The sequence below is a fragment of the Microbacterium umsixpiens genome (assembly GCF_053543675.1).
In genome coordinates this window covers 1-23,006 of sequence record NZ_JBLVOH010000024.1, presented here as the reverse complement: position 1 = coordinate 23,006, position 23,006 = coordinate 1, and the positions used below count along the sequence as shown (strand labels likewise).

Below are 23,006 nucleotides of genomic sequence, written 5' to 3'. Positions count from 1 at the left end.
GGGGCGGACGACCGCCCGGGCGTACATGTCACGACTGCGTGCGACGCCTCTCGGCGCCTGGCTCGAGGGTGGGCGGGCTGGCTACCGTCTCGTCGACGATCCCGGGATGCAGGTCGACCTCTGGACGCTGGAGGATGCCGAGGCCGGGGTCATCCCGTCCGACTCCGAAGAGGTGCGTTCGCTGCTGCTGCGGTGGCGGGACTCGCCGCTGCAGGGGATCGGCGATCCACCCTTCGCTGCCCTCGCGCGGGTGCGGGTCCGGACCGCCGTCGATCGGGCTCGGCTGCTCGGTGTTCGTGCCGACCTGGCTGCCGGCGACAACGCGCGTGCGCTGGTGACGCTGCAGGGTCTGCGCGCGGCGCATCCCGATGACGACGACGTTCTGGCGTTGCTGCACACGGCGCGGGCGCGGGCCGACGCGGGGGATCGAGCGCTGGCGCGCCTGGGCGGAGGTGCCGTGTCGGAGCGTGATCGCAGCCGTGGAGCTCACCCGGTGTCGAATGCCGCGGTGCCCGCAGGTCGTATGTTCGGTGTGCCGGCGCCGATCGCGCCGATGGTGGGGCGTCGGGAGGAGCGTGCGGCGCTGACGGCCGCGCTCGATGTCGCGCGCCTCGTCACGCTGACGGGCGCAGCGGGCGTGGGCAAGACGAGGCTCGCGGTCGACTGGCTGGGCAGTGATGCGGTCGCCGGCGAGGACCACATCTGGTTCGTGAACGTCGGCGTTGGTGTCGATGTCGGAGGCGAACCGGATGCGACCGTCGCCGAGGTGATCGCGTCTGCCGTCGGTGCCCCGGATGCGGCGCCGGAGGCGATCGCGGAGCATCTGGCCGACCGGCGCGGCATCCTCGTGATCGACGGGGCGGAGGGGGCAACCGCCGAGGTGGCATCCGTCGCGGTGGCTGTGCTCGCGCGGGCCCGCGGAATCGCGGTGCTGTCGACGTCGCGGCGGACCCTCGGAGTTCCGGGCGAGAGTGTGTTGCGGGTCGATCCCCTTCCTGCGGAGGATGCGCAGGAGCTGTTCGAGACGAGGCTCCCTCCGGGAGCGCGCGGGGCGGATGCCGTCGCTGTGCTGCAGGTCGTCGACATGCTGGGTCGGCTGCCGCTGGCGATCGAACTGGCTGCCGCGCGAACGGCGGTGATGCCGCTCGCGGAGGTGGCGGATTCGATGCTGCGCGAGATCGACCGGTCGGAGGAAGCCGGGGAACCTCCATTGGCTGCGGCGCTGCGGTCTTCGCTGGCGCTCCTGACGAGCGAGCAGCGCGACACTCTGCGCAGCCTCGCCGGGTTCGCGGCGCCGTTCACCCGCGGTGCCGCCGCGGCCGTGTGCGGGGAGAGGCCGCGTGATCGCGACCTCGATCAGCTCGTGTCGTTCTCGCTCGTCTCGGCGGAGGAGGGAGAGGCGGAGCCGGTCTTCCGTGTGTCGCCGCTCATCCGGCGGGCCGCCGCGGGCGGTGAGCCCCTGGATGAGGAGTGGGTTCGGCGGCATCGCGCATGGTTCGCGTCGCAGGCTGCGGAGGCATCCGTCGCTCTGACGGCCGAGGGATCCGGGGTGGTGATCTCTCGGCTGCGGATCGAGTGGCCGGATGTCGTGGCCGCGTTCGACTCCGCGGTGCTCGCCGACGACGGGGAGACCGCGGCGACCATCGCCGGGGGTCTGCTCTGGTTCGGGGTGCGAGCGGGGCGGCAGCAGGAGCTGCTCGAGATGGTGCGCCGGGCGTTGGCGCTGTCGGCCACTCCGTCTCTCGAGGCGGCGCTGAGTCTCACGAGGGGGTTCCTCGCGTATCAGCTGGGTCAGATGTCTGAGGCGGCGACATGGATCTCGGCAGCGCGGGCACCGGCGGAAGCTTCCGGAGATCGCGCGTTGCGGCGGCTCGCTGCGGCGTTCTCCGCCTACCTCCTCACGCTCAGTCCGGAGCCGGCGGGCGACCCGGTGGCCCAGGTGGCGGTCGCGCTCGCCGACGTCGATGAGATGCCGGATGCGGCGGCGGCGATGATCCTTCTCATCACTGGCCAGGTTCAGCGGGCGTCGGGGCGATCCCGGGTGGCGATCGAGTTGCTGGGTCGTGCCGGGGCGCTCGCGTCGCGATGCGGGCACGAGTGGGTCATGCTCATGGCTCCGGTGGTGGCCGCGAAGGTTCAGCTCGACCTGCGTCAGGGGGCGGCGGCGATGGCCGCTCTGTTGCCCGCGGTGCGGCGGAGTGCGGCGGGCGGCGATCCGGTGTCGCTCCTGATCGCCGTCTCGGTCGCGGCGGGGGCTGCGGCTGCACTCGGTGCGGATGCGATGGGCGCGCGGATCATCGGAGCCGTCGATGCGATCGGCAGGCGCTACGGATTCGATCCTCGAGCTAACGAGCCCGCCGACTTCGAGCTGTATCGCCGTCGGGTGCGCGAGGGGCTCACGGCCGAGGAGTGGCGGCGGTCGTATGCTTCCGGGCTGCTCTGCGAGATGGACGAGCTGGTCGAGATGGCCGAGTCGCTCGCCCGGGTGTGAGGCGGTGAGCGGCTGTCAGTCGCCCGCGCGTTCCCATCCCGCCCAGTCGGGGCGGTCGACGATGCAGAACCGGTTACCTTCGGGGTCTTCCATGATCACGTAGTCCGCGTCGGCCGGGCGGTTGTCCCAGTTCACCTCGCGGGCGCCCAGCCCGGTGAGTCGGCGCACTTCGGTGGCCTGGTCCTCGGCGTAGATGTCGAGGTGGATGCGCGGCGGCAGCACGCGTTCGGAGTGGTGCGCGTCGAGGGCGATGCAGGGGGCGTCGGCGTCGCGGGGTTTCAGCACGACCCAGTCGTCTTCCGCCGGGTCGCGTTCGACGTAGTCGAGGGCGGCCTTCCAGAAGCGGGATTGTGCGGGGAGATCGTTCACGCGGATCACGATCGATGCGAGCTTCAGCATGCGGTCGAGTGTAGGGGCGCCGAGTGCGGGCCTCAGTCCCCTTGTATCCGGGTCGATAGGGTGCGGAGTCCTCGGCGTCCCACCATGACCGCCTGTTGCCACCGCGCCGACGACATGGGATCCTGGCCGCGTCGATTGTCAGGCTGATGGGGGGGAGTGAGCATGAGTGTCTCGGAGCAGAGGAGTGGGGTCATCCGCACCCGACCGCACGTGGTCAGTCGTCTCGTGGTCCCTGCGGTCGCTGCCGTTCTCGCACTTCTTGCGGGCATCGCGACAGCGGCGGTGTTGCCGGATCTCGCCATCCGTTCCCTGAGTTTCGCGACGATGGTCGCTGCGGTGCTCTCCGGTGTGGTCGCCGTGCGCCGCGGAACGGCATGGGTGAGAGCCGTCAGCGCGATCGTCGCCGTCCTGACCCTCATGCTCGGGTCCACCTTCTTCGGCCTGACCTACTCGTAGACATCGCTCCGCCGTGGGGCGGGCACGGTCGAGGCACTCGTCGTGGCGTGCCGAAAGAGCCTGCCTCGGAACGCGAAACGCCCCCGCCGTTCGGGTCGGCGGGGGCGTTGGTTTCGCGGGTGCGGCTTACTGCACCGACCATCCGCCGTCGGAGGCGAGGATGGCGCCGTTGATGTTCACGGCGTCGTCCGACAGCAGGAACGTGATGGATGCCGCCAGGTGCTCGGCGGTCGCGACGGTCGGGATCGCCTGCTGGAACGGAGCGAGGCGGCCGGAGCCGTACTCGGACATGTTCGGGGGCATCGGGATGCCGGTGGCGACGCCGCCCGGGGCGACGGAGTTCACGCGGATGCCCTTCGGCCCGTACATGAAGGCGGCCGACTTGGTGACTCCGATGATGCCGTGCTTGCTGGCTGTGTAGGCGTTGCCGGAGGAGTTGCCGCGCAGTCCGGCCTCGCTCGAGACGTTGAGGATGGCGCCGCGACCGGCAGCTTCCATGACGGGGATGACCGCGCGCATGAGCTTGAACGGGGCGGTGAGGTTGATCGCGATGACGCGGTCCCAGACGGCATCCGGGGTCTCGCCCGCGGGGGAGAAGTCGTCGTTGATGCCGGCGACGTTCGCGAGGCCGTCGATGCGGTCGCCCGCGGCGGCGATGACGGCGTCGATGGCCTCCTGCTTGGTGAGGTCGCCGGCGACCGTGACGATGTCGGCATCCGGGAGCTCGGCCTTGAGGGCGTCGAGCTTCTCGGCGGCGATGTCGCTGGCGATCACGCGTCCGCCTTCGCGGGCGATGCGGGATGCCGTGGCCTTGCCGATGCCGGAGGCGGCGCCCGTGACGATCACGGTCTTGCCGGCGAAGCGGCCGGAGGTGATCTTCTCGTTCCAGCCCGCGGACTCGTCGTCCTCGGGAATCTCGCCGCCGTTGGCCGCGCGCACCAGGTCGTCGACGACCGACTGGGGGAGCTGGCCCTGGCTCATCGCGACGAGCTGCTGCAGGGGCAGGCCCAGCACGGGGGTGAGGAGTTCGGGGTCGGCGCCGGTCTGCTCGAAGAGTGCGCGGATGAGGGGCCCGCCGGTCGGGTCGTTCATCCAGTCGCCGATGGTGGAGTGTGCGGTGAGGGCCATGCTCGTTCTCCTTGTTCGAGTTTCGCAACGGTGCGTCTACTTATATTCCAGTGTACGCCTGAGTACGCTCGAAAGGTGCCCCGTCCTCGTAGTGAAAAAGCCCGTCAATCCGTGCTGGAGGCGATGCGGCGTGCGCTCGCCGCAGACGGGTACGAGGCCGTGACGATCGAGGGTCTCGCCGAGTCGGCGGAGGTGTCGAAGCAGACGATCTACCGATGGTGGCCGTCGAAGGCCGCGATCCTCGGTGAGGCGCTGCTCGAGGGGACGCTGCCGGGCGCGGACGTGTCGGTGCCGATGACGGCCGACCTCGGCGCGGACCTGCGGGCGTGGTTCTCGGCGATGTCCGCCGGGCTGGCTCGGCCCGAGGGCGTGGCGCTGGCGCGGGCGTTGATCGAGGTGACGGCGGCCGATCCCGAGCTCGGCTTGGTGCTGAACGAGCGGCTGGCGGCGCCGATCCGCGAGTGGGTCGCCGAGCGGGTGTCGCGCGGGCGGGCCGACGGGGATGTGCGGGCGGATGTGGATGCTGCCGCGATCGCGGATCAGTTCATCGCGATGGCGTCGTACTTCGCGCTGATCGGCCAGCCGTTGAGTGCGAAGCGGGTAGAGGAGACGGTCGTGCGGTTGCTGCGGGGGATTGCGGAGTAGGCGAACAGTGAACCGCCCCGCTACTGAGCGAGTGGCGGGACGGTTCTGGGATCCGGAATCAGGATTCGCGGGAGCGTCGGTCGCGCCAGATGATGCGCAGCACCAGGGCCAACGCTCCGACGATGAGGACGAGCGCTGCGAGCCAGAAGACCCACACGACGTCCTGGAACAGGGGCGCGTTGGCGGCGACCGGAAGCGCCCCGCCGACGAGGATCATTGCCACGACGATCGCACGCTCACGCGCCGTGCCGCGGACGCGCTGAGCCGTCACGAGACCGTCGCCTTCGCCACGTTTTCCCCTGTCGTGAAGGGTTCGAAAATCGTCATTGTTGCTCCTTCGTTGATCGACCCCGCCCTGACCGTTAAGACGTTATCGCTGTCCCGAGTGCTCAGCGACGCGATGGTGGTGCCCCTGGATCCACCGCAGACGAAGCATATCGGGCTGTCCTCATGTGTATGCTTTGATGGCTCACATGAAGGTGAGCAGGCGGCTTCGGATCCCGCGGATGCATTTCGGTCCAGTGCGCGGTCGGCGTCGGTGGGCCGTCCGGGTACGGAACTGCTGAGCCCGAAGCCATGCTCTACGTCGCGGTAGGAGTAGCTCTTCTCCTCTGGGGAGCCTTGGCTGGACGAGCGGGGCGGAGGGCAGGCACTGTTCTCGCACTCATCCCTATTGCGGTGTGGTTCGGCTTCCTGGCGTGGTTCGGGTGGACAGGAGGCCTTGATACCCCAGCCGCAGATGCGCTTCCCGCGTACCTTGTGATCGGGTTGCTTGTTTTCTTTGTCGGATCGAATCTCGCTAGCGGGGCCGGAGCTTCGCGGAGCGCCCGTAGGGAGCAATGACCTGCTGATGGATTTGGGAAGACGATCGTGACGATGAGTATCGAAGGCGAGATTCTGACGTACGTGTTGACGGCTGCTCTGGCCGTGAGCGCGGGCCTTGTGCTCGGAGGGGCGCCATCGACGACCTATAGGAGGACGGGCTTCATCCCAGGTCTTCTGATCATGGGAGTGGTCGTCGTGGTGGGGTTCGCTCTCGGGGCGCGCGCACCGTGGATGGGCCCGATCTTCGCCCTCGTTTCCTTGCTGACCAGCACGCTCGCGGCCGCGGCTGAGAAGAGGAACGAGTCGGCGTTCGAAAACGAGACCTTCTGGAACCGCGTGATTGCGGTGCTCAATGTGCGTCGCGGCGTGCCCCTTGACGAAGTCGGCCGCACTGTGCGGGACCCTGAACTGTGAACGAAGCTGCCGTTGCGTATTTGGCTTTTCCTGAGGAGAACGAAGTATGACCGGGTCGATGTTCAGCTGGTGGGGCCTCCTCATCAGTGTGGTCGTTCTCGTCGTGATCCTGGCGATCGTGTTCTTCGTCGTGCGCGGGATCGTTCGGTTCTTCCTGCGACGGCGGCCGGAGCGGCCGGGGCCGCCCAGTTCCTCTCCGGAATGAGCAGGCGGCGGTCTAGGGAGACGGTGGTTGAGCATTCCGTTCGTCGAGCGGGCAGAGCGAGACGAACCCTCGCGCTCGACGCGGCTCAGGCGACTCGGTGAAGGAGGACCAGAACTCCTGCGGCGGTGTGGATCGAATCGTCGTCGACCTTCTTGCCGCTGATGAGTGCGAGAAGCATCCTCTCGATGGCCCGCAGGATGGCGTCGATCTCGGCGGCGCGGTGGGGGTCTTCCACGGCGCGGGTGTCCCACCGTGCCCGGAATCGTCGGAGGAGTCCGAGGATGAGGCCCTCGAAACTCGCGGTGTCGCCGCTGACGCCGAACTCGAGAGCGTCAGGCCACCACGGTTCGCCGATCATGTCGTGCAGTTCGCTGATGGCCGCGTCGAGCTCGTCGGGGCCGGATAGTCCGCGGCACGCGTTCAGGAAGTTGTTGCGGTCGAACTGGTCCCAGCGTGGTGAAGGCGTCAACTGTGACGCGCTGGTCCGTGGGGGTGCGGTCTCGCGGCCCCATCCGCTTTCGCTCAGGCGGGTCAGGTTCGATTGGATGAGGGAGAGGCGTGCACGGACGTCGCCGCCCTGACTGTCGACGGCGGAACTCAGGCTCTCCAGGCGCGACTTGGTCTCGGTCGTCGTCCCGTCGATATGGGTCGCCTTGTCGCGCGTATCCGTGATCTTCTCGTCGACCTTCTGAACCAGCTTCTTCAGCGTGACTCCGAAGGCGCTGAACTCCGAGAGGTCGGGCCAGAGGAGCAGCAACACGAAGATGACGGCTGCGAGTACTCCGGCGCTCGTGAGGTCTGGACCCGAACAGGTGCGGGTGAGTCCTTCCTTCTCCGATTCGACGACCTCGCAGACCTGGAACCATCCCGCGAGAGAGAAGTACACGGCGGCCCCGACGATGACCAGGACGAGGATGTACCGGATGAGTCGTCCGCCCGGACTCGTCAGCCCGTCGTGGAGCTTCTCGAGTGTCGTCCGTTCGCCTTTGGGTGGCACTGCGGGCGGAGCATCGTTGGGGGTCATGGCCCTCATGGTGGCAGAGCGCGGGGTGCCCGGGTAGACCTTTTCCGGGCACGTTCACTCCCCGTCAGCCCGCGGTGGTCGGATGTGGCTGTGCCTGAGTCCGCCCCTCCGCGAACCGCGCCTGCGCCCGGTCCTGACGCTTCCCGACCTCGACGAGCTCCGTCGCCTTCGGCAGCCCCATCGGCTTCGTCGAGACGTACACGCTCTCGGCGGTGTCGACGCGGAAGGTCTCGTGCCAGATTCCCACCGCACCCGGAGCCTTGCGGGCTGCGCGGTTGAAGGCGGTCCAGGCGGGGCGGTGTTCTTGGTTCGGGCTGGACGCGTAGGCGTAGAGCTTGTCGACGGAGGACCAGTACTGCACGACGTAGGGTCCGCCCGAGCCGAAGAGCAGGTGGTAACCGAGCATGCCCGAGTCGGGGTCGGTGCTGAGTTCGCGCAGCATCCCCGGCATGGCGAAGAAGGTCGGCATCCACAGGTCGGGGCGCCACCAGCGGTTGATCTGCATCCCGATGTGGAACACGACGAGCTCGCCCTCGTGGCGGTGGGTCATGCGGCCCGTGATGACTTTCGACATGATGACTCCTTCGTTGGATAGCGACACTATCCATAATGGATAGCGCTACTATCGAAGTCAAGAGGTGGCCATGAGAATTTCCGAACTGTCAGCCCAGACCGGTGTGACCGTGCCGACGATCAAGTACTACCTGCGCGAAGGGTTGCTGCCCGAGGGAGAGCGCAGTGCGCCGACTCAGGCCGCGTACAGCGAGAAGCACGTGGAGCGGCTGCGGGTGATCCGGGCGCTGCTCGATGCGGGGGTGAGCATCGCCGAGACGCGGCGGGTGCTGGCCGCGCTCGATGAGCCGCCGGAGAACGCGCACAACCTGCTCGGGATGGCGCATGCGGCGATCACTCCGCCGGTGGATGAGTCTTTGGATCTGACGGACGCTGAGACTCTTGTGGCAGGGCTCGGGTGGAAGCCGGGGATGTGCGACGAGGCGGTGCTGCATGCGGTCGCGCGGGCGCTGCAGGGGTTGGAGCGCGTCGGGTTCACCGTTCCGGATGCGGCGATGGCGGAGTACCTCGCGAGCATGCGGCGGATTGCGGATGCGGAGATCGCGGGGGTGCCGGGGGAGTCTGCGGAAGCTGCAGTGCGGTACGTGGTGTTGGGGTCGGTGCTGGTGGAGCCGTTGTTGTTGGCGCTACGGCGGGTGGCGCAGCAGGTTGCGTCGGGGGAGCGGTTTGGTCTCTCGTGATGCAAGGCGCCCGGCTGGCGCAGCTGAGCAACGAATCGACGCTCATCACCTCGCGGCGACACGCCATGGGTCACGCGGATGAGATCTCTGGAGACGCTGAGCCTCGGTCAGCTCCCGGCCGTATGAGTCTTCGAACCTCTCGCTCGCGCACCTTCGCGAAGAGCGCGACGCCGACAGCGGTGATGGCGGCAGGCGAGGGCTGATTCAAGCAGACGATCCAGCGAGTACGGGCGTTTCATCGCCGCACACACTTCAGGCGAAACATCGGCGCGTATCTTGTGATGGGTCCGAGCGGTTCGAGTAGCGTCATCATTATCCCTGGGCTCGGGAGCCATCTTGGCTGCAGCGCCTGGAAGATGAGTGTTTCCGATCGTCGGTAGGGAGAATCGAATGCCCAGCGTGCTACAAAGTCTCACAGAGCAGGAGCTTGTGGAAGCGTTGAGCGTTGTCGACGGCCGAAACGACATGTTTCCGCCACGGGATACTGACAAGGTTGCCGGGCGCATCGCGGCAGGTTTCGCGAGGGGGCTGCACGCTCGATTGCAGGATCGCAGTTACGTAGTCGAGCGGGCAGACTTCGTGCCCGTTCGGAAGTCCGGTCTGTTAACTCGACCGGCAGCCGTACTTCGGTTGCAAGACCGCGTCGTGTATGAGTCGCTCGTGGCGCGGATGCGTCCTCGGATTCAGAGGCGACTCCCACCATCAGATGTGGTCATCTGGCCAAGAGCAGACGGCACAAAACCCGATTGGAAGCAGCTTGAGACAGGGCCGCTAACGACGGGGGCGCCTTTTATCGTGCTCGCGGATGTTGCCGGATTCTACGAGTCGATCGATCACACTCGGCTTCGACGCGCACTGGCTGACGCCGGGATTGAAGTCGTCTTGATTGACACCGTTCTTGAGCTTCTCAAGCAACTGATGGGCGATGATCGGGGAATCCCACAAGGTCTTGGTACATCTGACTCGTTAGCGACTCTCTTTCTGGCCGCTGCAGATTTTCAGATGCTGGCCGCGGGCCTGACATTCGCGCGACACGGCGATGACTATCGAATTCTCGCGTCGACAGAGAGCGAAGCGGTACGAGCTGCACATCTCTTCGAGCAGGCGCTGCGAGACGACGCGTTGCTAGCAAATGCCCGCAAACTGCGAATCGTCAGCGCTTCTGGATACGCCGGCCACCTCCGGGATGTCGAGGACGCGTCCGTCGCCTTTCGCGAGAAAATGCAAGCAGCCCGCGTGGCGTCGCTTAGCGAGCTGACGCAGGAAGAGCTTGCCGACGTTGCGAGTCGATATGAAATCGATGAGGACGCGCAATGGAAATACTTCTACCACGGCGAGATGGACTTCGATGATTTCAAAAACGTCATCGCCCCGTTCCTGGAGCCGGCTGCAAAAGAGGTCCTTGAGGAACTGTTAGACGACGCGGTCTCCCCAGATCGCGAAATTTTACCTGAACTACGGCATGCCCGGATCTCATACTGCTTGAAGCGGCTCGCAGGGGTTCGGTCAACTCGCCCCTTGACCAGCGCGGCGTCGATTCTTCGGGACTTCCCTGACGAGACTGACGAAGTTTGTTCGTACCTACTCGCCGTTGCGCGGGAAGCTCCGGCACAGGTGGCGGCAATTTGCTGCGAAACGCTGGATGGGCTTGAGTACATGACAGATTGGCAGCGATCGTGGATCCTTCGCGTTGCTTCACGCGTCGCTGCGACAGAAGCAGATCGGCTCACTGCGATCGCGACCTCATACCTCAACGACCCTGGAGTGGGGTGGCTGTCAAAGGTTGAGGCCGCCCGAGTGCTAGCGGCCCTGGGTGCGCTTGAGGAGGGAGGTTTAAGACGCCTACACGCCCAGTGCTCACCTTGCTATCGAGCCGATTTTGTCGGCTTGGCGGCTGTATTTGCTACCCGACTCAGCTGGGCGACGACCTTCCTCGCCGGGATGCGTCACGATCACCTAAGCGGGACGATCAGCGCCGCGCTTATGGGTCGCGCCGGCACAGGCTAGCTGCGCGCCTAGGTCCGACGATCGCCCTTCGTCCTCAGAAACTCGTACAGCATTGCCGGCAGCGCCTTGCCCAGCTCCGCGAACAGGCCGATATCGCTGAGCATGTCGTCGACGAGCAATGGCGTCTCATCTCGCACCTCGACGACGGCTTTCGCAAACGCCTTCGGTAGTGCGGGCGACTCTGCGAACTGCTGCGGTGTGTTCACCTCAGCTTGCCGAGCGAGATCGTAGTCGACAGCCAGCTTGCCCAGGATGTGGTTCACCGTCAGATCGACCGCGCCGACACCATACTTGTCGCCGAACCGGTCATTGAGCTTACCGATGATCTCCTCGAGGGCGCTGCGGTGCTTTTCGTGGATCGCGCCGGAACCTATGGCCGTGATCGGGTCGAGTCCGGGGCCCTGTTCCAGGTTGAGCTTCAAGGCTTCACCGGGCGCGATGCTGTACTCGGTGAGCTGCACTTTCGAGATGTCTACAGGTTCCTCATATGTCGCGGTCGACAGTTGCGGCAGGATGCGCCGCAGGAAGTAGTGCCGCCGAGGCAAGTCCGTGTCCTCGAGGTTCCGCGCCTGCGAGATGAAGTCATAGAACTTCACGTACTGGCCCGCATCGCTCTTGAACAGTTTGAGCTCGTCTTGTTCGGCGGCATCCCCGCCGGTGACGGAGTTAAACCAGCGCTTCGAGAATCTATCGACCGCAGGTGCAGTCGCAGCGCTCACCGCGCTGTTCGCGTTGACTCCGCCGATAAGTGCCGCATCGAACGCCTGGGATACTTCGGCCAGCGTGTAGATCCCGGCACCATCAAGCTTCGTGACCAGGTCATATATCAGGTTCGGGTCCGTCGTCGCCGTCAGCGTCGCCTTGCGGTAGTAGTCCTTGAACGCATCCAAGATCTCGAGGGGCTCGTTCACGAAATCGAGCACGAACGTCTTGTCCTTGCCCGGGTACGTGCGATTGAGCCGCGACAGGGTCTGGACGGCCTGCACGCCGCCGAGCTTGCGATCGACATACATCGCCACCAGGCGAGGCTGATCGAAACCGGTCTGGAACTTCTCCGCGACAATCATCACGTTGTACGTCGAGGGCTTGAATGCTGCCGCCAGATCCGACGTCCATAGGCCCGGGTTCTGCGTCTTCTCCGTCAGCCCCTCACCGACATCTTCCGGGTCTTCAACCGTCCCTGAGAACGCGACGAGCGCCTTCACGCCCTGAATATGCGAGTTTGAGAGGTACGTGTCGAGGTACTTCTTCCAGCGCACGGCCTCCTTGCGGGAGCCCGTGACCACCATCGCCTTCGCCTTACCGTCTAGCAGCGGCTGCGCGAAAGCCCGGAAGTGATCGACGACGATCTTCGCCTTCTGGCTGATGTTCGTTGGGTGCAGCCTCACGTACTGCACGAGCGCCTTCACCGCTGTTGACTCGTCGACCTCGCCGGGCCCGTCATAGTCGGAGCCTGGATGCTGGAGTTGCCACGCGACTTTGTACGGCGTGTAGTTCTTCAGCACGTCGAGGATGAAGCCCTCGTCGATCGCCTGCTGCATCGAGTACAGGTCGAACGGCTCCGGGGTCTCTGCACCATCGGGGATCTGGCCGAACAGTTCCAGCGTCTTCGGCTTCGGGGTCGCGGTGAACGCGAAGTAGGAGATATTGGATGCGTTGGCGGTGACCTCCATAGCCCACTGGAGGTAGGCCTCCGAGTCGATCGGAGCTCCCTCAGCTACGGCAGCTTGTTCCTGCGGGGACAGCACTTTCGTGAGCGCGCCCGCCGTCGAGCCGGTCTGCGACGAGTGCGCCTCGTCCGCGATGACCGCGAACCGGCGGCCCTGTAGCTCCGGCTTTGTCTGGATCGCAGTGATCAGCGCCTCGAACGTCTGGATTGTGACGATCACGATCTGTTTGCCGCCCGACAGTGCGGCTGCGAGTTCAGTCGACTTCGATTCTCCGCTCTCGCGGGTGATCGACTGCACCACGCCGGCATGCTTCTCGAACTGGCCGATCGCGTCTTGCAGTTGTTTATCGAGCACTGTGCGATCAGTCACGACCACAACTGTGTCGAAGACTTTCTCGTTCTGCTCGTCGTGCAGCTGTGACAGCCGGTGAGCGAGCCACGCGATCGAGTTCGTCTTCCCCGAGCCGGCAGAGTGCTGCACGAGATAGCGACTACCCGCACCCTCGGAACGCGAAGCATCCGCGAGCCTATTGACCGCCCGCCACTGGTGGTAGCGCGGGAACAGGATCTTCTCACTGCGCGTCTTCTTGCCCGTGTCGGGATCGACGTTGACCTCGACTTGCAAGTGGACGAACGACCCGAGCACCTGCAGCCAGGCATCCCGCTGAAGCAGCTCTTCCCAGAAGTACGAGGATGCCGAGCCCGCGGGGTTCGGCGGGTTGCCCGCACCCTGGTCGTAACCCTGATTGAACGGAAGGAAGCGACTGCCTGCGCCGGCGAGCTTAGTCGTCATCTGCACCTCGTTGTTCGAGACGACGAAGTGCACGAGCGACCGCTTCGCGAACGCGAACAACGGCTCCCCGGCCGGGTTGCGGTCAAACCGGTACTGGGTGACCGCATTGCTGATCGGCTGAGTAAAATCCGTCTTCAGTTCGACCGTGGCGACCGGGATGCCGTTGACGAAGAGCACCAGGTCGAGCGCCTTGTTCGGATGCTTCGACGAATAGTGCACCTGCCGCATGACACGCACGCGCATCTTCGCGTAGTCGGCGACCGTATCGGGGTTGTTCGATGTCACCGGGCGGAACTGCGCCATCTGGAACTTCACCGCGCCACCATGCAGCGGCACCATCGAGAAACCCTCATGAAGGATACGGATCGTGCCACCGTTCTTCATCGGGTCGTTGTCTAGTGATTTCGCGAGGCGGGTGAGGATGCTGCGGGATGCCGCTTCGCGCTGCGCCACGGTATCGTCGGGGCGCACGACCTTGGCAAAATCGATCGGCTGGGTCTCCGCGAGCCAGCCGAAAACATCGTCCGGGAAGAGCGCAAGTTCGCGGTCATATCCGGCATCGGTCGGAGAGTAAAGCCAACCATTGCCGGTAAGGTGCCTCGCAATCTCGGCCTCTAGAACCGCCTCCAGATGTGCGCCATACACCCCGCTCATGCCGCCCCCCTCACATCGACCTTCCCCGTCACCGCAGCTGAGATCAGCGCGGCGCGACGTTCCTTCGAGAGGGCGATCAGCCGCTCCGCTGTTCCGATCGCCGACTCGATCTGCGACTCGCGTTCGCGAACTTTCCGAACGATTTGCGCTTGGACTTGCAACGGCGGGACAACGACGGGAGCAGATTTGATACTTGCCTCAAGGTGCAGATGGAGAGCACCAGTCGCGCGACTCGTCAGTTGGTGGTATCCGAACCGCGAGCTCAAGTACGCTCCAAGGAACTGCGGGTCGATGATACGTCGGTTCACGCGTGCGATCTGGAGCGCGTGACAACTCGCCTCCCCGAAGCCGGGAGGCACGACAGCAACTTTTCCGATGTCGCCAGTCTGCACAATTAGGACATCTCCCTCACGAAGGTGGATCCTCGGTCGCTCATCATGCCACTTGCGGGTCACAAAGAACTGCCGTCGAAGGAAGTCGATCTTGCCCTTCTTGATGTGGGTTCCTTGGATGTAGCGGATGCCGTCATCGACGAGAATGTCGCGGGTCGGTCCCACGTACCCGTTCGTGAGTTGAAGGAGCAGAGAACCGAGCGAGATGATGCGCCAGGATTCGGGCAGTGGATGCTCGCGTGAGATTGCCAAATCATCTGGCTCAGCAAACCCTAGCTCTGCCATCACGCCATCCACCACCGCACCTAGTCGCTCGGTTAGGAGAGCAATGAGCTCCTCGTTCTTCGCGATGAACGCGTCGATCTGCGCCGTCTCCCGGTCCAGATAGTCCGCGATTGCACGCTGCTCTTCAACGGGCGGTCTTGGCACCTGAATGGACCCTATGTGCTGGAGATTTAGCCCGTCGCGAAGGTCACCGCCAGCGAGCCCGCGGATGTTCAGGTAGTTGGACGTGAGCCAGTACTGAAGAAAGCGGTAGTCAAGCGAGGCTCCTGGGACGATGGCTGCCAGCGACTGATTCAGTGTGCTATCGATTTCGAGGCGCGCAGCCATCCCCTTCGTCTTGCCCTGTCCCGCAAGAGCCACAAGAACGGCCCCCTTTGGGGCCCATCGCGTCGCTCCGTTGGCCAAGGCTTCCCGAGCGATGAGCTCCGACGGCGTCGAAATTGCCCAGTCGTTCACCGACCCGGAGTTCAGCCATGGAACTGTGCCGTCAGACCAGTAATCGGCGTTCTTTCGGTCAGGGGTGCCGCCGGCAAAGATCCTTGCCAGCATTTTCAGGTTGACGACATCCCATGTGGGTGGAATATCCGGCGCCCATTTGAGCATCGCTCGGGAGAGCCCGTCGCTCACCGCTCGACCTCGGCGAGCATCGCCCGGAGTTGGTCCATGACCGCCTCGAGATCCCGATCGATTTCGTCGAGCGACCGGGGCGGCACGTACTGGTAGAAGTGACGGGTGAAGGGAATCTCCGCGCCCCCCTTAGTCTTGGCGTGATCGATCCAGGCATCCGGAGCGTACGGCAGCACCTCACGCCGAATGTACTCGTCGACGTCTTTTTCCCACGGCACGTTCTCGGCGTTCCGTATCGAAGCATCCGGCTCAGGGTTTCCCTTAGTATCCAGGCACGCGTCGGCGGTGTCGTCCTGCTCGCTGAGCGCAGAGGTGACGGTCTTCAGCAGCGGCCCGGTGATCGTGATGCCCACGGCCTTCGCGGCATCCTTCAGCGACTTGTGGAACTCGACTCGGTTCTTCCACACGGTGTCTTCACCAAGAGATTCCAGCACGCGGCGCAGCGCCGAGGCATCCGCCTCGCTCAACTTCTGCCCCGCCTTCGCCGCGAACACGGCGTCGATGCGCTCCGGGGTAGCCTGCCAATTGAGCTTCAGTGGACGCTCGACGGTGATGGTTCGATAGAGGAATTCCTCGTTGCGGAAGAGCTTCGAGTGCTCGGACTCCTCAAATCCGGCGTACAAGCCGACGATCGTCTCGATGTTCTTCGGCGACAGCTCGTTGCGCTTCGAGCCGAGACCCTTACGGAGTTTGGTGAACATTTCACGCCCGTCGATGAGCTGCACACGGCCCTTGCGCTCGTCGGTCTTGCGGTTGCTGAGCACCCAGATGTATGTGGAGATGCCGGTGTTATAGAACATGTCCTTCGGCAGTCCGATGATCGCCTCGACGAGGTCGTTGTCGAGCAGCCACTTGCGGATGTTCGATTCGCCTCCGCCCGCGCCACCGGAGAACAGCGGAGATCCGTTGAGGACGATCGCGACGCGCGATCCGCCGTCCTCCTTCTTACGCATTTTCGACACCAGGTGCAGGAGGAAGAGCATCGCGCCGTCGCTCACTGCCGGCGTCCCGGGACCGAAGCGCCCGTTGAAGCCGAGCTTGGCGTGTTCGTCATCGACGTAGGCGCGCTGGTCTTTCCAGTCGACGCCGAATGGTGGGTTGGAGAGCCCATAGTCGAACTTCTTGTCATCGAAGGCGTCTTCGGTGAGGGTGTCGCCGAGGGCGATGTTGTCGACGTCCTGGCCCTTGATGACCATGTCTGCCTTGCAGATTGCATAAGAGGCGTCGTTGTAGTCCTGCCCGTAGAGGCTGAGCTGGATGCCCGGGTTCATGCGGCGCAGGTACTCGTCGGCGACCGAAAGCATTCCGCCCGTCCCGGCGGTCGGGTCGTAGATCGAGCGGACTACGCCCGGCTTCGAGAGCGCATCGTCGTCGAGCGCGAACAGCAGCTGCACCATGAGGGCGATGACTTCGCGCGGCGTGTAGTGATCGCCCGCGGTCTCGTTCGAGCGCTCGTTCGCCCACCGGATGAGCTCCTCGAACACCAGACCCATCTGGATGTTGCTGACGACCTTCGGGTGGAAATCGGCCTGCGCAAACTTCTCCGTCACTGCGTAGAGCTTGTTCTTCTCTGCCAGCTTGTTGAGCGTTTTATCGAACTCGAAACGCTCGAAGATATCCCGCACATTCTCCGAGAACCCCGCGAGATAGGCCGACAGGTTCGCGCGAAGATCCTGCGGATCAGCGACGAGTTTCGCGAAGTCGAACGGGCTGGTGTTGTAGAACTGGTGGCCCGCAGCCTCGGTGAGTCGGAGCTGCCGCAGCATGTCGGGCATCGAGTCCGTCGCCTTCGCGACGTTCAACACCTTCGGCTTGGTCTCTGCGAGCACCGCATCCAGACGCCGCAGCACCGTGAACGGCAACACCACGGATCCGTACTCAGCCGGCTTGAACGGTCCGCGCAGTGACTCCGCGATGTTCCAGATGAAGTTGACGTGGTTCACCACTGAAGAGACTCCTGCACGTTCATTGCCCTGCACGGAGCCGACGGGCCCACGCGCTTCTCATCTTCTCTCACGAACGGTCAATCTTCGGCGCTGTCCGACACAACGAGCACGCTCGTGAGGGGGATCTCGGCGCGCCACCGCTGCGGCAGCTTGTCGTAGTTCTCGAGCACCATCGTCACGAGATCCTCCCCGGTGAGCAGTCGAAGTCCGGGGCGCTGCCGCTCGATGGCCAGGGCATCGCGGGTGTAGGAGCCGAGGGTGACGAAGAGCGACAGCTCACCGAGCCCCTGGGTGCCGATGAGTTGCTGAACCTCGGGCGAGCCGATCGTGCCGGTGTGATGCTTGCACTGCACCTTGATGAGGGGCGGTTCAACGCCGAGCGGATCACGATGTGCGATCACGTCGACACCGCCATCCTGCGAGTACTGCGTCACGCGAGCCTGGTAGCCCAAGGCGCGGAGAAGCGCCGCCGTGAAGTCCTCGAACTCCTGGTGCGAGAGTCGCTTGTGGAGTGCTTCAAGAACGAAGTCCCGCGTGTGGCGTTCAATGCGCGATGCCCGCGGCTCGTCATCGGTGTCGTCCGCAGTCTCCGATTCGATGACCTTCTTTTCGACAGCTTCGGACACCTGCTCGACCGAGCTCCCGGCGCTGCTCAACGCGGCCAGGAACTCGTCGGTGTGATTCCGGACGCGGAAGACCGCAAGCACGGACCCGATCTCGTAGAGCGCCGACTGGGTGAACACAGTCCGAGGCAGACCGAGCTGCTTCCACTCGACCCTGTGCCGGTGGCGATGGACGGGAGCGCTGGCCTCGAAGTAGTAAGGACTCGTGACAATGCCGATGTTGATGGTCGAGTTCGGTCGGTAGGGAGCCACGATGACGTCGCCGACCTGCATGTCGTCCCGGAACCGTACGAGAGTTCCCGCTTGTCCCGCGATAGAACGCGGTTTGGCGTCGGGGTTGAGCTCGCTCAGCTTGGATTTGAGCCCCTCGCGTCCACCGGGGATGTCAGACAGCGAGTCGAGTTCGTCCCACCCAATACTGATGAACCCCTCGTCAGTCAGCTCGTTAGTGAGCGCGTTGTTGTGGACGCCCCAGACATTCATTCGATCGCTCCTGGATATTGTTCATGGTCTCCGCCTCATCATGCCGCATACGCGGTGACGGCTCCTCGTCCGCCCTATTGCGGTGCTCTACGCACGTACGCAGGGTCAGACACGCAAGATTCTGATGTGCCGCACGGATAGCCGGGGTTCGCTCGCGAAGCGCTGCGTCGACCGGCCGTACCCTCGTCGCGTGCCCATTGGAACTGTCGCTGATGTCGTTGCCGCACTGACCGCAATACTCGCTCTCTTCGCAGCGATCGCCGCCGCAAAGCAGGCGAAGAAGCTCTACGTCGTTGAAGTCGAGCGCGACGAAGACGCCGCTGCGCGCAAGCGGCAGAGTCAGGCGACAAAAGTCTTCGCGTGGGTGGCGGCCCGCATCGGTTCAGAGACTACCTACGGGGTGGTCGTCGTCAACTCCTCTGACCAAGCGATCTATGACGTCCAGGTTCGAGTCGCAGACGCGCACGGTGCCGAGCGAACGCCGGTCACTCTTACGACCCTGCCGCCAGGTTCCTACTACCTGGGCGAGCGATCGGATTCGTTTGGCTGGGAGTTTGCGTCCGGGTTGGACTCGTTCGAAGAGGAGATCCGTCCGATTACGAAGTCGCGCAACCGGCTTGTGACCGGCATGCGCTTCCGCGACAGCGCCAACTTGGTGTGGGCACGAGACGAGCAGGGACTGCTCACCGCCTGTTAGCGTGCTCGTGGAGGTCGAGGATGGGCGAGCATCGTGTGATCGAGGTTGTCGCAGCGGTCATCGAGCGCGACGGCATGATCCTCGCCTGCCGTCGCCGGCCGGAGAAGGCGGCAGGGGGGAAATGGGAGTTCCCCGGTGGCAAGGTGGAGCCGGGAGAGGCTCCGGCGGAAGCTCTGATCCGGGAGATACAAGAAGAGCTTCAGATCTCAATCCGCGTCGACGGAGTGTTCCGCACAGACGATACGGCTGTTGGCGACAACGTCATCCGTCTCACGTGCATGCGTGCCCGGGTGCTTGGACCCGCGCCGACGCAAAGCTCCGACCACGACAGCCTTCGCTGGTTGCCGCCGTCCGAGTTGGCGGCACTCGACTGGGCGGCGCCCGATCTGCCCGCCGTCGCTGAACTTGCAGACCCGACGCTTATTGAATGATCTTGAAGCCGTCGTCGTCGCGCACAGCCAACACGATCCCAAGCTCCGATATCAGGGACATGAGGTGAGCCACAGGCTGGCCCGGGAGCAGAATCACGGGAACAGCCGTGTGCCCGGACTCGCGTGCGAGGCGGGCGTAATCAAGAACCTGTCCGATCGCCGTGCGCACAAACTCCCGGGCTGACGATTTTTTCGCCTCGACGATCCAACCAGACTCTTTTATGTAGAGGTCTGGTTCGAGCTTCGCCCCGGCCGATTGAAGCTGTAGCCGTAGGGGAGTGTGCCCTTCACGACCAACCCACTCGCCGAAGTCGCGCTGAAGCTCGAACTCGATGCGAGACACGACGCGCTCTCCCGGTGGTGCAGGCGCTTCGACGACGAATGGCGAGAAATCTGGCGGTGTCCATACGGAAGTACGGGCGACGTCCGTCGGGGGAGCAGACAAAGGCTCGAGCGCTCCAATGTCGGCGTCGACGGGGATTAGATTAAAGATGATTCCCTTGCGGAATTTCTTCTTGGTGTCGAGTATGCGCTTGGTAGTGAACACCGGCACGCCAGTCGTGAACTCTCCCGCGTAGGTCACGGATGTGCCGTTCTTCGTGAAGAGGCGAATCGGACGGTTCCTCTCGACCGAGTCTCGAATTGCGCCATTTCCGTTCTTGAAGTGCTGGTCTCCGACCTGCCCTTGCCCGGTGTAGGCGAAAGATCCATCTGATTGGAGGCCCTCGAACGCGTCGTAGCCGTGCCTTGCTCCGCTCTGGGGGCTGGAGATGGCGAGAATGTCTCGTATGGACTTCGGCGTAATAATGCCACTACGCTGTTGTCCTCCATACGCACTATGAAGGTCTTGCCGGAGCACGGTATCGCCAACTTCGAGCGTCCAGATGCGCGGCTCCACTGTGTACCCGAAAAGCCGTGTGCGGACTGCGGTCGTCCGTTCGTCGTCAAGCTGACCTTTGGGTTCGTGCTCGTCGAGGGGCGACAGGATCTCGCGGATGAGCCGCTGAGGAACATTCAACTCAAGTGACAGCTGCGCAATGGACCGGCCCACGCGATGCAGCATACCGATATACCGAACGGCCGTTCGGCGCTGCTTTGAGGTTTACGTGCGAATGACGGTCGTTGCCTTACCTCGCTACTCGAACCCACCCGTCAACCGCCCGCGCATCCGCGAACTGCTCTCATTCATCCCGACGATCTCCACGGTCTTCCCCAACGCCTGATACTTCGTCTCGATCGCATCCAACGCGGCAACGGTCGACGCATCCCAGATATGCGATCCGGACAGATCCACAACGACCCGCTCCGGATCGTCTGAGTACGAGAACAACGTCGTCAGGTCGTTGCTCGACGCGAAGAATAGCTCCCCCTCCACGACGTACGTCACGACGTCTCCCGCCTCACCGAGAACCCGAGTCACTGTCACGAAGTGCGCCACCCGCCGCACGAACAGCACCGACGCGACCAGCACCCCACCGACCACTCCAACCGCGAGGTTGTGCGTCAGCAAGACAAGAACAACCGTCGCGACCATCACGAACGTCTCGCTCTTCGGCATCCGCTTCAACGTCGACGGACGCACGCTGTGCCAGTCGAACGCCCCGATCGCGACCATGATCATCACGGCCACGAGAGCGGCCATCGGGATCGTCCCCACGAAGTCGCCGAACACGACGACCAGCAGGAACAGGAAGATCCCGGCGCAGAACGTCGAGATGCGGGTCCGCGCTCCTGAGGCCTTCACGTTGATCATGGTCTGACCGATCACGGCGCAGCCGCCCATGCCGCCGAAGATCCCCGACAGCACGTTCGAGACGCCCTGCCCCCACGCCTCACGACTCTTGCGCGAGTGGGTGTCGGTGATCTCGTCGACGAGCTTCGCGGTGAGCAGCGACTCCATCAGCCCGACCAGCGCGACCCCGAGCGCAAACGGCGCGATGATCGTGAACGTCTCCCACGTGAGCGGAACGTTCGGGATGAACAGCTCGGGCAGGCTCTTCGGCAGCTCGCCCTGGTCGCCGACGGTGGGCACGGTGATGCCGAACGCGAGCACGACACCCGTCACGATGACGACCGACACGAGCGGCGCCGGCACGATCTTGGTGATCTTCGGCATCAGGATCATCACGACGATCCCGAGCGCCACCAGCGGATACACCAGCCACGGCACGTCGACCAGCTGCGGATACTGCGAGCTGAACACGAAGATCGCCAGCGCGTTCACGAACCCGACCATGACGCTGCGGGGGATGAACCGCATCAGCTTCGCGACGCCGATCACCCCAAGGATCACCTGGAAGATGCCGGCGAGGATGACCGTCGCGATGAAGTAGTCGAGCCCATAGGTCGGCGCGACGGGCGCGATCACGAGCGCGACGGCTCCGGTCGCCGCGGTCACCATCGCCGGACGCCCGCCGAGGAACGCGATCGACACCGCCATGATGAACGACGAGAACAGCCCCACCTTCGGGTCGACCCCCGCAATCACCGAGAACGCGATCGCCTCGGGGATCAGCGCGAGCCCCACGACGAGCCCGGCCAGCACCTCGCGGGTCAGCATCCGCGGATTCTTCAGCGCCTGAAGCACCGAGGGATTCGCCCGGTACCGGGCACGATCGTCGATCGTCGTTGCAGACATGGATGCTCCAGGGGAAGGCGCCTCGAGATGAGGCAGACGTTCCAGCGTAGAGCGGATGCTGCGGACGCGGAGCCTGCTCAGGGCAGCGTCGCCAGTCGCCGGAGTCAGTCGTGGCGACTGGCTGCCCCGTCCGGGTCAGTCGCAGGCGATCCCGTCCCCGTCGCGGTCGAGGTCGTACACATCCGGTCCGACAACCTGCAGCGGACCGCGAGCGTACGCCGGACCATTGCCGCTGCCACCCTCGCAGTCCACGTCTGACGCGATCGGAACGCACACGCCGGCGTAGCTCGGGTGGCAGTCGTTGGCCGGTTGGACGAGGGGGACCGGTGCGGGAGCGGGCGGCCGCGTGCCGTTCGAGGTGACCTCGTTCACCGGAGCGACGGTGACTGCTTCGCTGACCGACTCGCGCGCGACCTCCACTCCGTCGACGTAGGTCACTCGGTACGTGGTGACTTTGGTTCCGTCGGCACCGGTCGTGACAGCGGTCTTGCCGACATCCAACTGCGGGTCGTCGACAGTCGTCTGCTCGAAGGGAACGACCGTCGTCACGTCGACTTCCTCGAATGTCGTCGGCTTCGGAGAGGGCGTCGGCTTCTCTGTCGGAGTTGAGACGAAAGGCTTGGCCTCGGTCGACGCGGACTCGGAGGCGGCGGGGTTCGACCCTGGTCCGCCGAGTGCGGCATTCGCTCCTGAACCTATGAACATGAGCACGAAGGCGATCCCGAGCGCGGCCCAGGCGGCACCGCGGGAGCGTACGCGAAACAGTTGGGCCGAGCCCCGAACGAGCGCATAGATCGCGATGAAGAACAAGAACAGCCCCGCGAACATCACGATCACACCGAAGCTGCGAGTGAGCAACGTCACCGCCAGGATCACGGCGCCGACGATGATGATGACCGTCATCCGCGGCGACTTCGCTTC

Annotated in this window: 21 protein-coding genes; 9 read left to right on the top strand and 12 right to left on the bottom strand. The window is 64.4% G+C overall.

All coding sequences use genetic code 11. The features are described 5' to 3' along the window. A partial coding sequence (locus tag ACNPM4_RS02565) for an ATP-binding protein (protein WP_448984594.1) occupies positions 1 to 2,491 on the top strand: 2,491 nt, incomplete at its 5' end. A gap of 15 nt (positions 2,492 to 2,506) precedes the next feature. Here the strand turns inward: ACNPM4_RS02565 and ACNPM4_RS02560 are convergent. Beyond that, positions 2,507 to 2,890 carry a VOC family protein gene (locus ACNPM4_RS02560; RefSeq protein WP_091033133.1) on the bottom strand — a complete coding sequence of 128 codons (384 nt, stop codon included), beginning with the start codon at positions 2,888 to 2,890 and terminating at the stop codon, positions 2,507 to 2,509. Between the two features lie 162 nt (positions 2,891 to 3,052). Here ACNPM4_RS02560 and ACNPM4_RS02555 point away from each other — a divergent pair, with 162 nt between their 5' ends. Next, the gene (locus ACNPM4_RS02555) at positions 3,053 to 3,346 is read left to right on the top strand and encodes a hypothetical protein (RefSeq protein WP_140403331.1); all 294 of its coding nucleotides are present in this window, start codon (positions 3,053 to 3,055) and stop codon (positions 3,344 to 3,346) included. A gap of 126 nt (positions 3,347 to 3,472) precedes the next feature. On the opposite strand, the gene ACNPM4_RS02550 is transcribed toward ACNPM4_RS02555, so the two are convergent. Continuing rightward, a complete protein-coding gene (locus ACNPM4_RS02550) occupies positions 3,473 to 4,474 on the bottom strand; it encodes an SDR family NAD(P)-dependent oxidoreductase (protein WP_448984593.1) in 1,002 nt (333 codons plus the stop codon). 75 nt (positions 4,475 to 4,549) lie between these two features. Between ACNPM4_RS02550 and ACNPM4_RS02545 the strand changes: the two genes are divergently transcribed. Then, positions 4,550 to 5,119: a TetR/AcrR family transcriptional regulator gene (locus ACNPM4_RS02545; RefSeq protein WP_448984592.1), complete on the top strand. Its 570-nt coding sequence runs from the start codon at positions 4,550 to 4,552 to the stop codon at positions 5,117 to 5,119. Positions 5,120 to 5,177: 58 nt separating this feature from the next. Here ACNPM4_RS02545 and ACNPM4_RS02540 read toward each other — a convergent pair whose 3' ends face one another. Continuing rightward, positions 5,178 to 5,390 (bottom strand): hypothetical protein, encoded by a 213-nt coding sequence (locus tag ACNPM4_RS02540; RefSeq protein ID WP_448984591.1) that lies wholly within the window; start codon positions 5,388 to 5,390, stop codon positions 5,178 to 5,180. 605 nt (positions 5,391 to 5,995) lie between these two features. Here ACNPM4_RS02540 and ACNPM4_RS02535 point away from each other — a divergent pair. Together ACNPM4_RS02535 and ACNPM4_RS02530 are read left to right on the top strand one after the other, a co-directional pair. Further along, entirely contained in the window at positions 5,996 to 6,358 is a 363-nt protein-coding gene (locus ACNPM4_RS02535; RefSeq protein WP_448984590.1) for a hypothetical protein, read from the top strand. Positions 6,359 to 6,404: 46 nt separating this feature from the next. After that, the gene (locus ACNPM4_RS02530; protein ID WP_181156349.1) at positions 6,405 to 6,563 is read left to right on the top strand and encodes a hypothetical protein; all 159 of its coding nucleotides are present in this window, start codon (positions 6,405 to 6,407) and stop codon (positions 6,561 to 6,563) included. An 85-nt stretch (positions 6,564 to 6,648) separates the two neighbouring features. Here ACNPM4_RS02530 and ACNPM4_RS02525 read toward each other — a convergent pair whose 3' ends face one another. Both ACNPM4_RS02525 and ACNPM4_RS02520 read right to left on the bottom strand, forming a co-directional pair. Beyond that, on the bottom strand, positions 6,649 to 7,587 hold the full coding sequence (locus ACNPM4_RS02525; RefSeq protein WP_448984589.1) for a hypothetical protein: 939 nt from the start codon (positions 7,585 to 7,587) through the stop codon (positions 6,649 to 6,651). A gap of 64 nt (positions 7,588 to 7,651) precedes the next feature. Next, on the bottom strand, positions 7,652 to 8,161 hold the full coding sequence (locus ACNPM4_RS02520; RefSeq protein ID WP_448984588.1) for a DUF4188 domain-containing protein: 510 nt from the start codon (positions 8,159 to 8,161) through the stop codon (positions 7,652 to 7,654). A gap of 70 nt (positions 8,162 to 8,231) precedes the next feature. Here ACNPM4_RS02520 and ACNPM4_RS02515 point away from each other — a divergent pair, with 70 nt between their 5' ends. Continuing rightward, a complete protein-coding gene (locus ACNPM4_RS02515) occupies positions 8,232 to 8,840 on the top strand; it encodes a MerR family transcriptional regulator (protein ID WP_448984587.1) in 609 nt (202 codons plus the stop codon). A gap of 390 nt (positions 8,841 to 9,230) precedes the next feature. Beyond that, the gene (locus ACNPM4_RS02510; protein WP_448984586.1) at positions 9,231 to 10,847 is read left to right on the top strand and encodes an RNA-directed DNA polymerase; all 1,617 of its coding nucleotides are present in this window, start codon (positions 9,231 to 9,233) and stop codon (positions 10,845 to 10,847) included. An 8-nt stretch (positions 10,848 to 10,855) separates the two neighbouring features. On the opposite strand, the gene ACNPM4_RS02505 is transcribed toward ACNPM4_RS02510, so the two are convergent. The 4 genes from ACNPM4_RS02505 to ACNPM4_RS02490 all read right to left on the bottom strand — a co-directional run bounded on the left by ACNPM4_RS02505 (position 10,856) and on the right by ACNPM4_RS02490 (position 18,319). Then, positions 10,856 to 13,963: a type I restriction endonuclease subunit R gene (locus ACNPM4_RS02505; protein ID WP_448984585.1), complete on the bottom strand. Its 3,108-nt coding sequence runs from the start codon at positions 13,961 to 13,963 to the stop codon at positions 10,856 to 10,858. Continuing rightward, positions 13,960 to 15,267: a restriction endonuclease subunit S gene (locus tag ACNPM4_RS02500; protein ID WP_448984584.1), complete on the bottom strand. Its 1,308-nt coding sequence runs from the start codon at positions 15,265 to 15,267 to the stop codon at positions 13,960 to 13,962. The genes ACNPM4_RS02505 and ACNPM4_RS02500 overlap by 4 nt, the downstream gene beginning before the upstream one ends. Then, positions 15,264 to 17,213, bottom strand: a complete 1,950-nt coding sequence (locus ACNPM4_RS02495; protein WP_448984583.1) for a type I restriction-modification system subunit M — start codon at positions 17,211 to 17,213, stop codon at positions 15,264 to 15,266. Before ACNPM4_RS02495 ends, ACNPM4_RS02500 begins: the two co-directional genes overlap by 4 nt. A 77-nt stretch (positions 17,214 to 17,290) precedes the next feature. After that, positions 17,291 to 18,319, bottom strand: coding sequence for a restriction endonuclease (locus ACNPM4_RS02490; protein WP_448984582.1), 1,029 nt, complete (start codon positions 18,317 to 18,319; stop codon positions 17,291 to 17,293). Positions 18,320 to 18,509: 190 nt separating this feature from the next. Here ACNPM4_RS02490 and ACNPM4_RS02485 point away from each other — a divergent pair, with 190 nt between their 5' ends. Both ACNPM4_RS02485 and ACNPM4_RS02480 read left to right on the top strand, forming a co-directional pair. After that, on the top strand, positions 18,510 to 19,016 hold the full coding sequence (locus ACNPM4_RS02485) for a hypothetical protein (RefSeq protein ID WP_448984581.1): 507 nt from the start codon (positions 18,510 to 18,512) through the stop codon (positions 19,014 to 19,016). A 20-nt stretch (positions 19,017 to 19,036) separates the two neighbouring features. Further along, positions 19,037 to 19,447, top strand: a complete 411-nt coding sequence (locus ACNPM4_RS02480) for a (deoxy)nucleoside triphosphate pyrophosphohydrolase (protein ID WP_448984580.1) — start codon at positions 19,037 to 19,039, stop codon at positions 19,445 to 19,447. On the opposite strand, the gene ACNPM4_RS02475 is transcribed toward ACNPM4_RS02480, so the two are convergent. From ACNPM4_RS02475 to ACNPM4_RS02465, 3 genes are all read right to left on the bottom strand, one after another. Continuing rightward, positions 19,437 to 20,498 carry an SRA domain-containing endonuclease gene (locus ACNPM4_RS02475; RefSeq protein ID WP_448984579.1) on the bottom strand — a complete coding sequence of 354 codons (1,062 nt, stop codon included), beginning with the start codon at positions 20,496 to 20,498 and terminating at the stop codon, positions 19,437 to 19,439. The genes ACNPM4_RS02480 and ACNPM4_RS02475 overlap by 11 nt on opposite strands. Positions 20,499 to 20,582: 84 nt before the next feature. Then, positions 20,583 to 22,085 carry a SulP family inorganic anion transporter gene (locus ACNPM4_RS02470; RefSeq protein WP_448984578.1) on the bottom strand — a complete coding sequence of 501 codons (1,503 nt, stop codon included), beginning with the start codon at positions 22,083 to 22,085 and terminating at the stop codon, positions 20,583 to 20,585. Positions 22,086 to 22,220: 135 nt separating this feature from the next. Then, positions 22,221 to 23,006: G5 domain-containing protein (locus ACNPM4_RS02465; RefSeq protein WP_448984577.1), on the bottom strand; the 786-nt coding region annotated here is incomplete at its 5' end.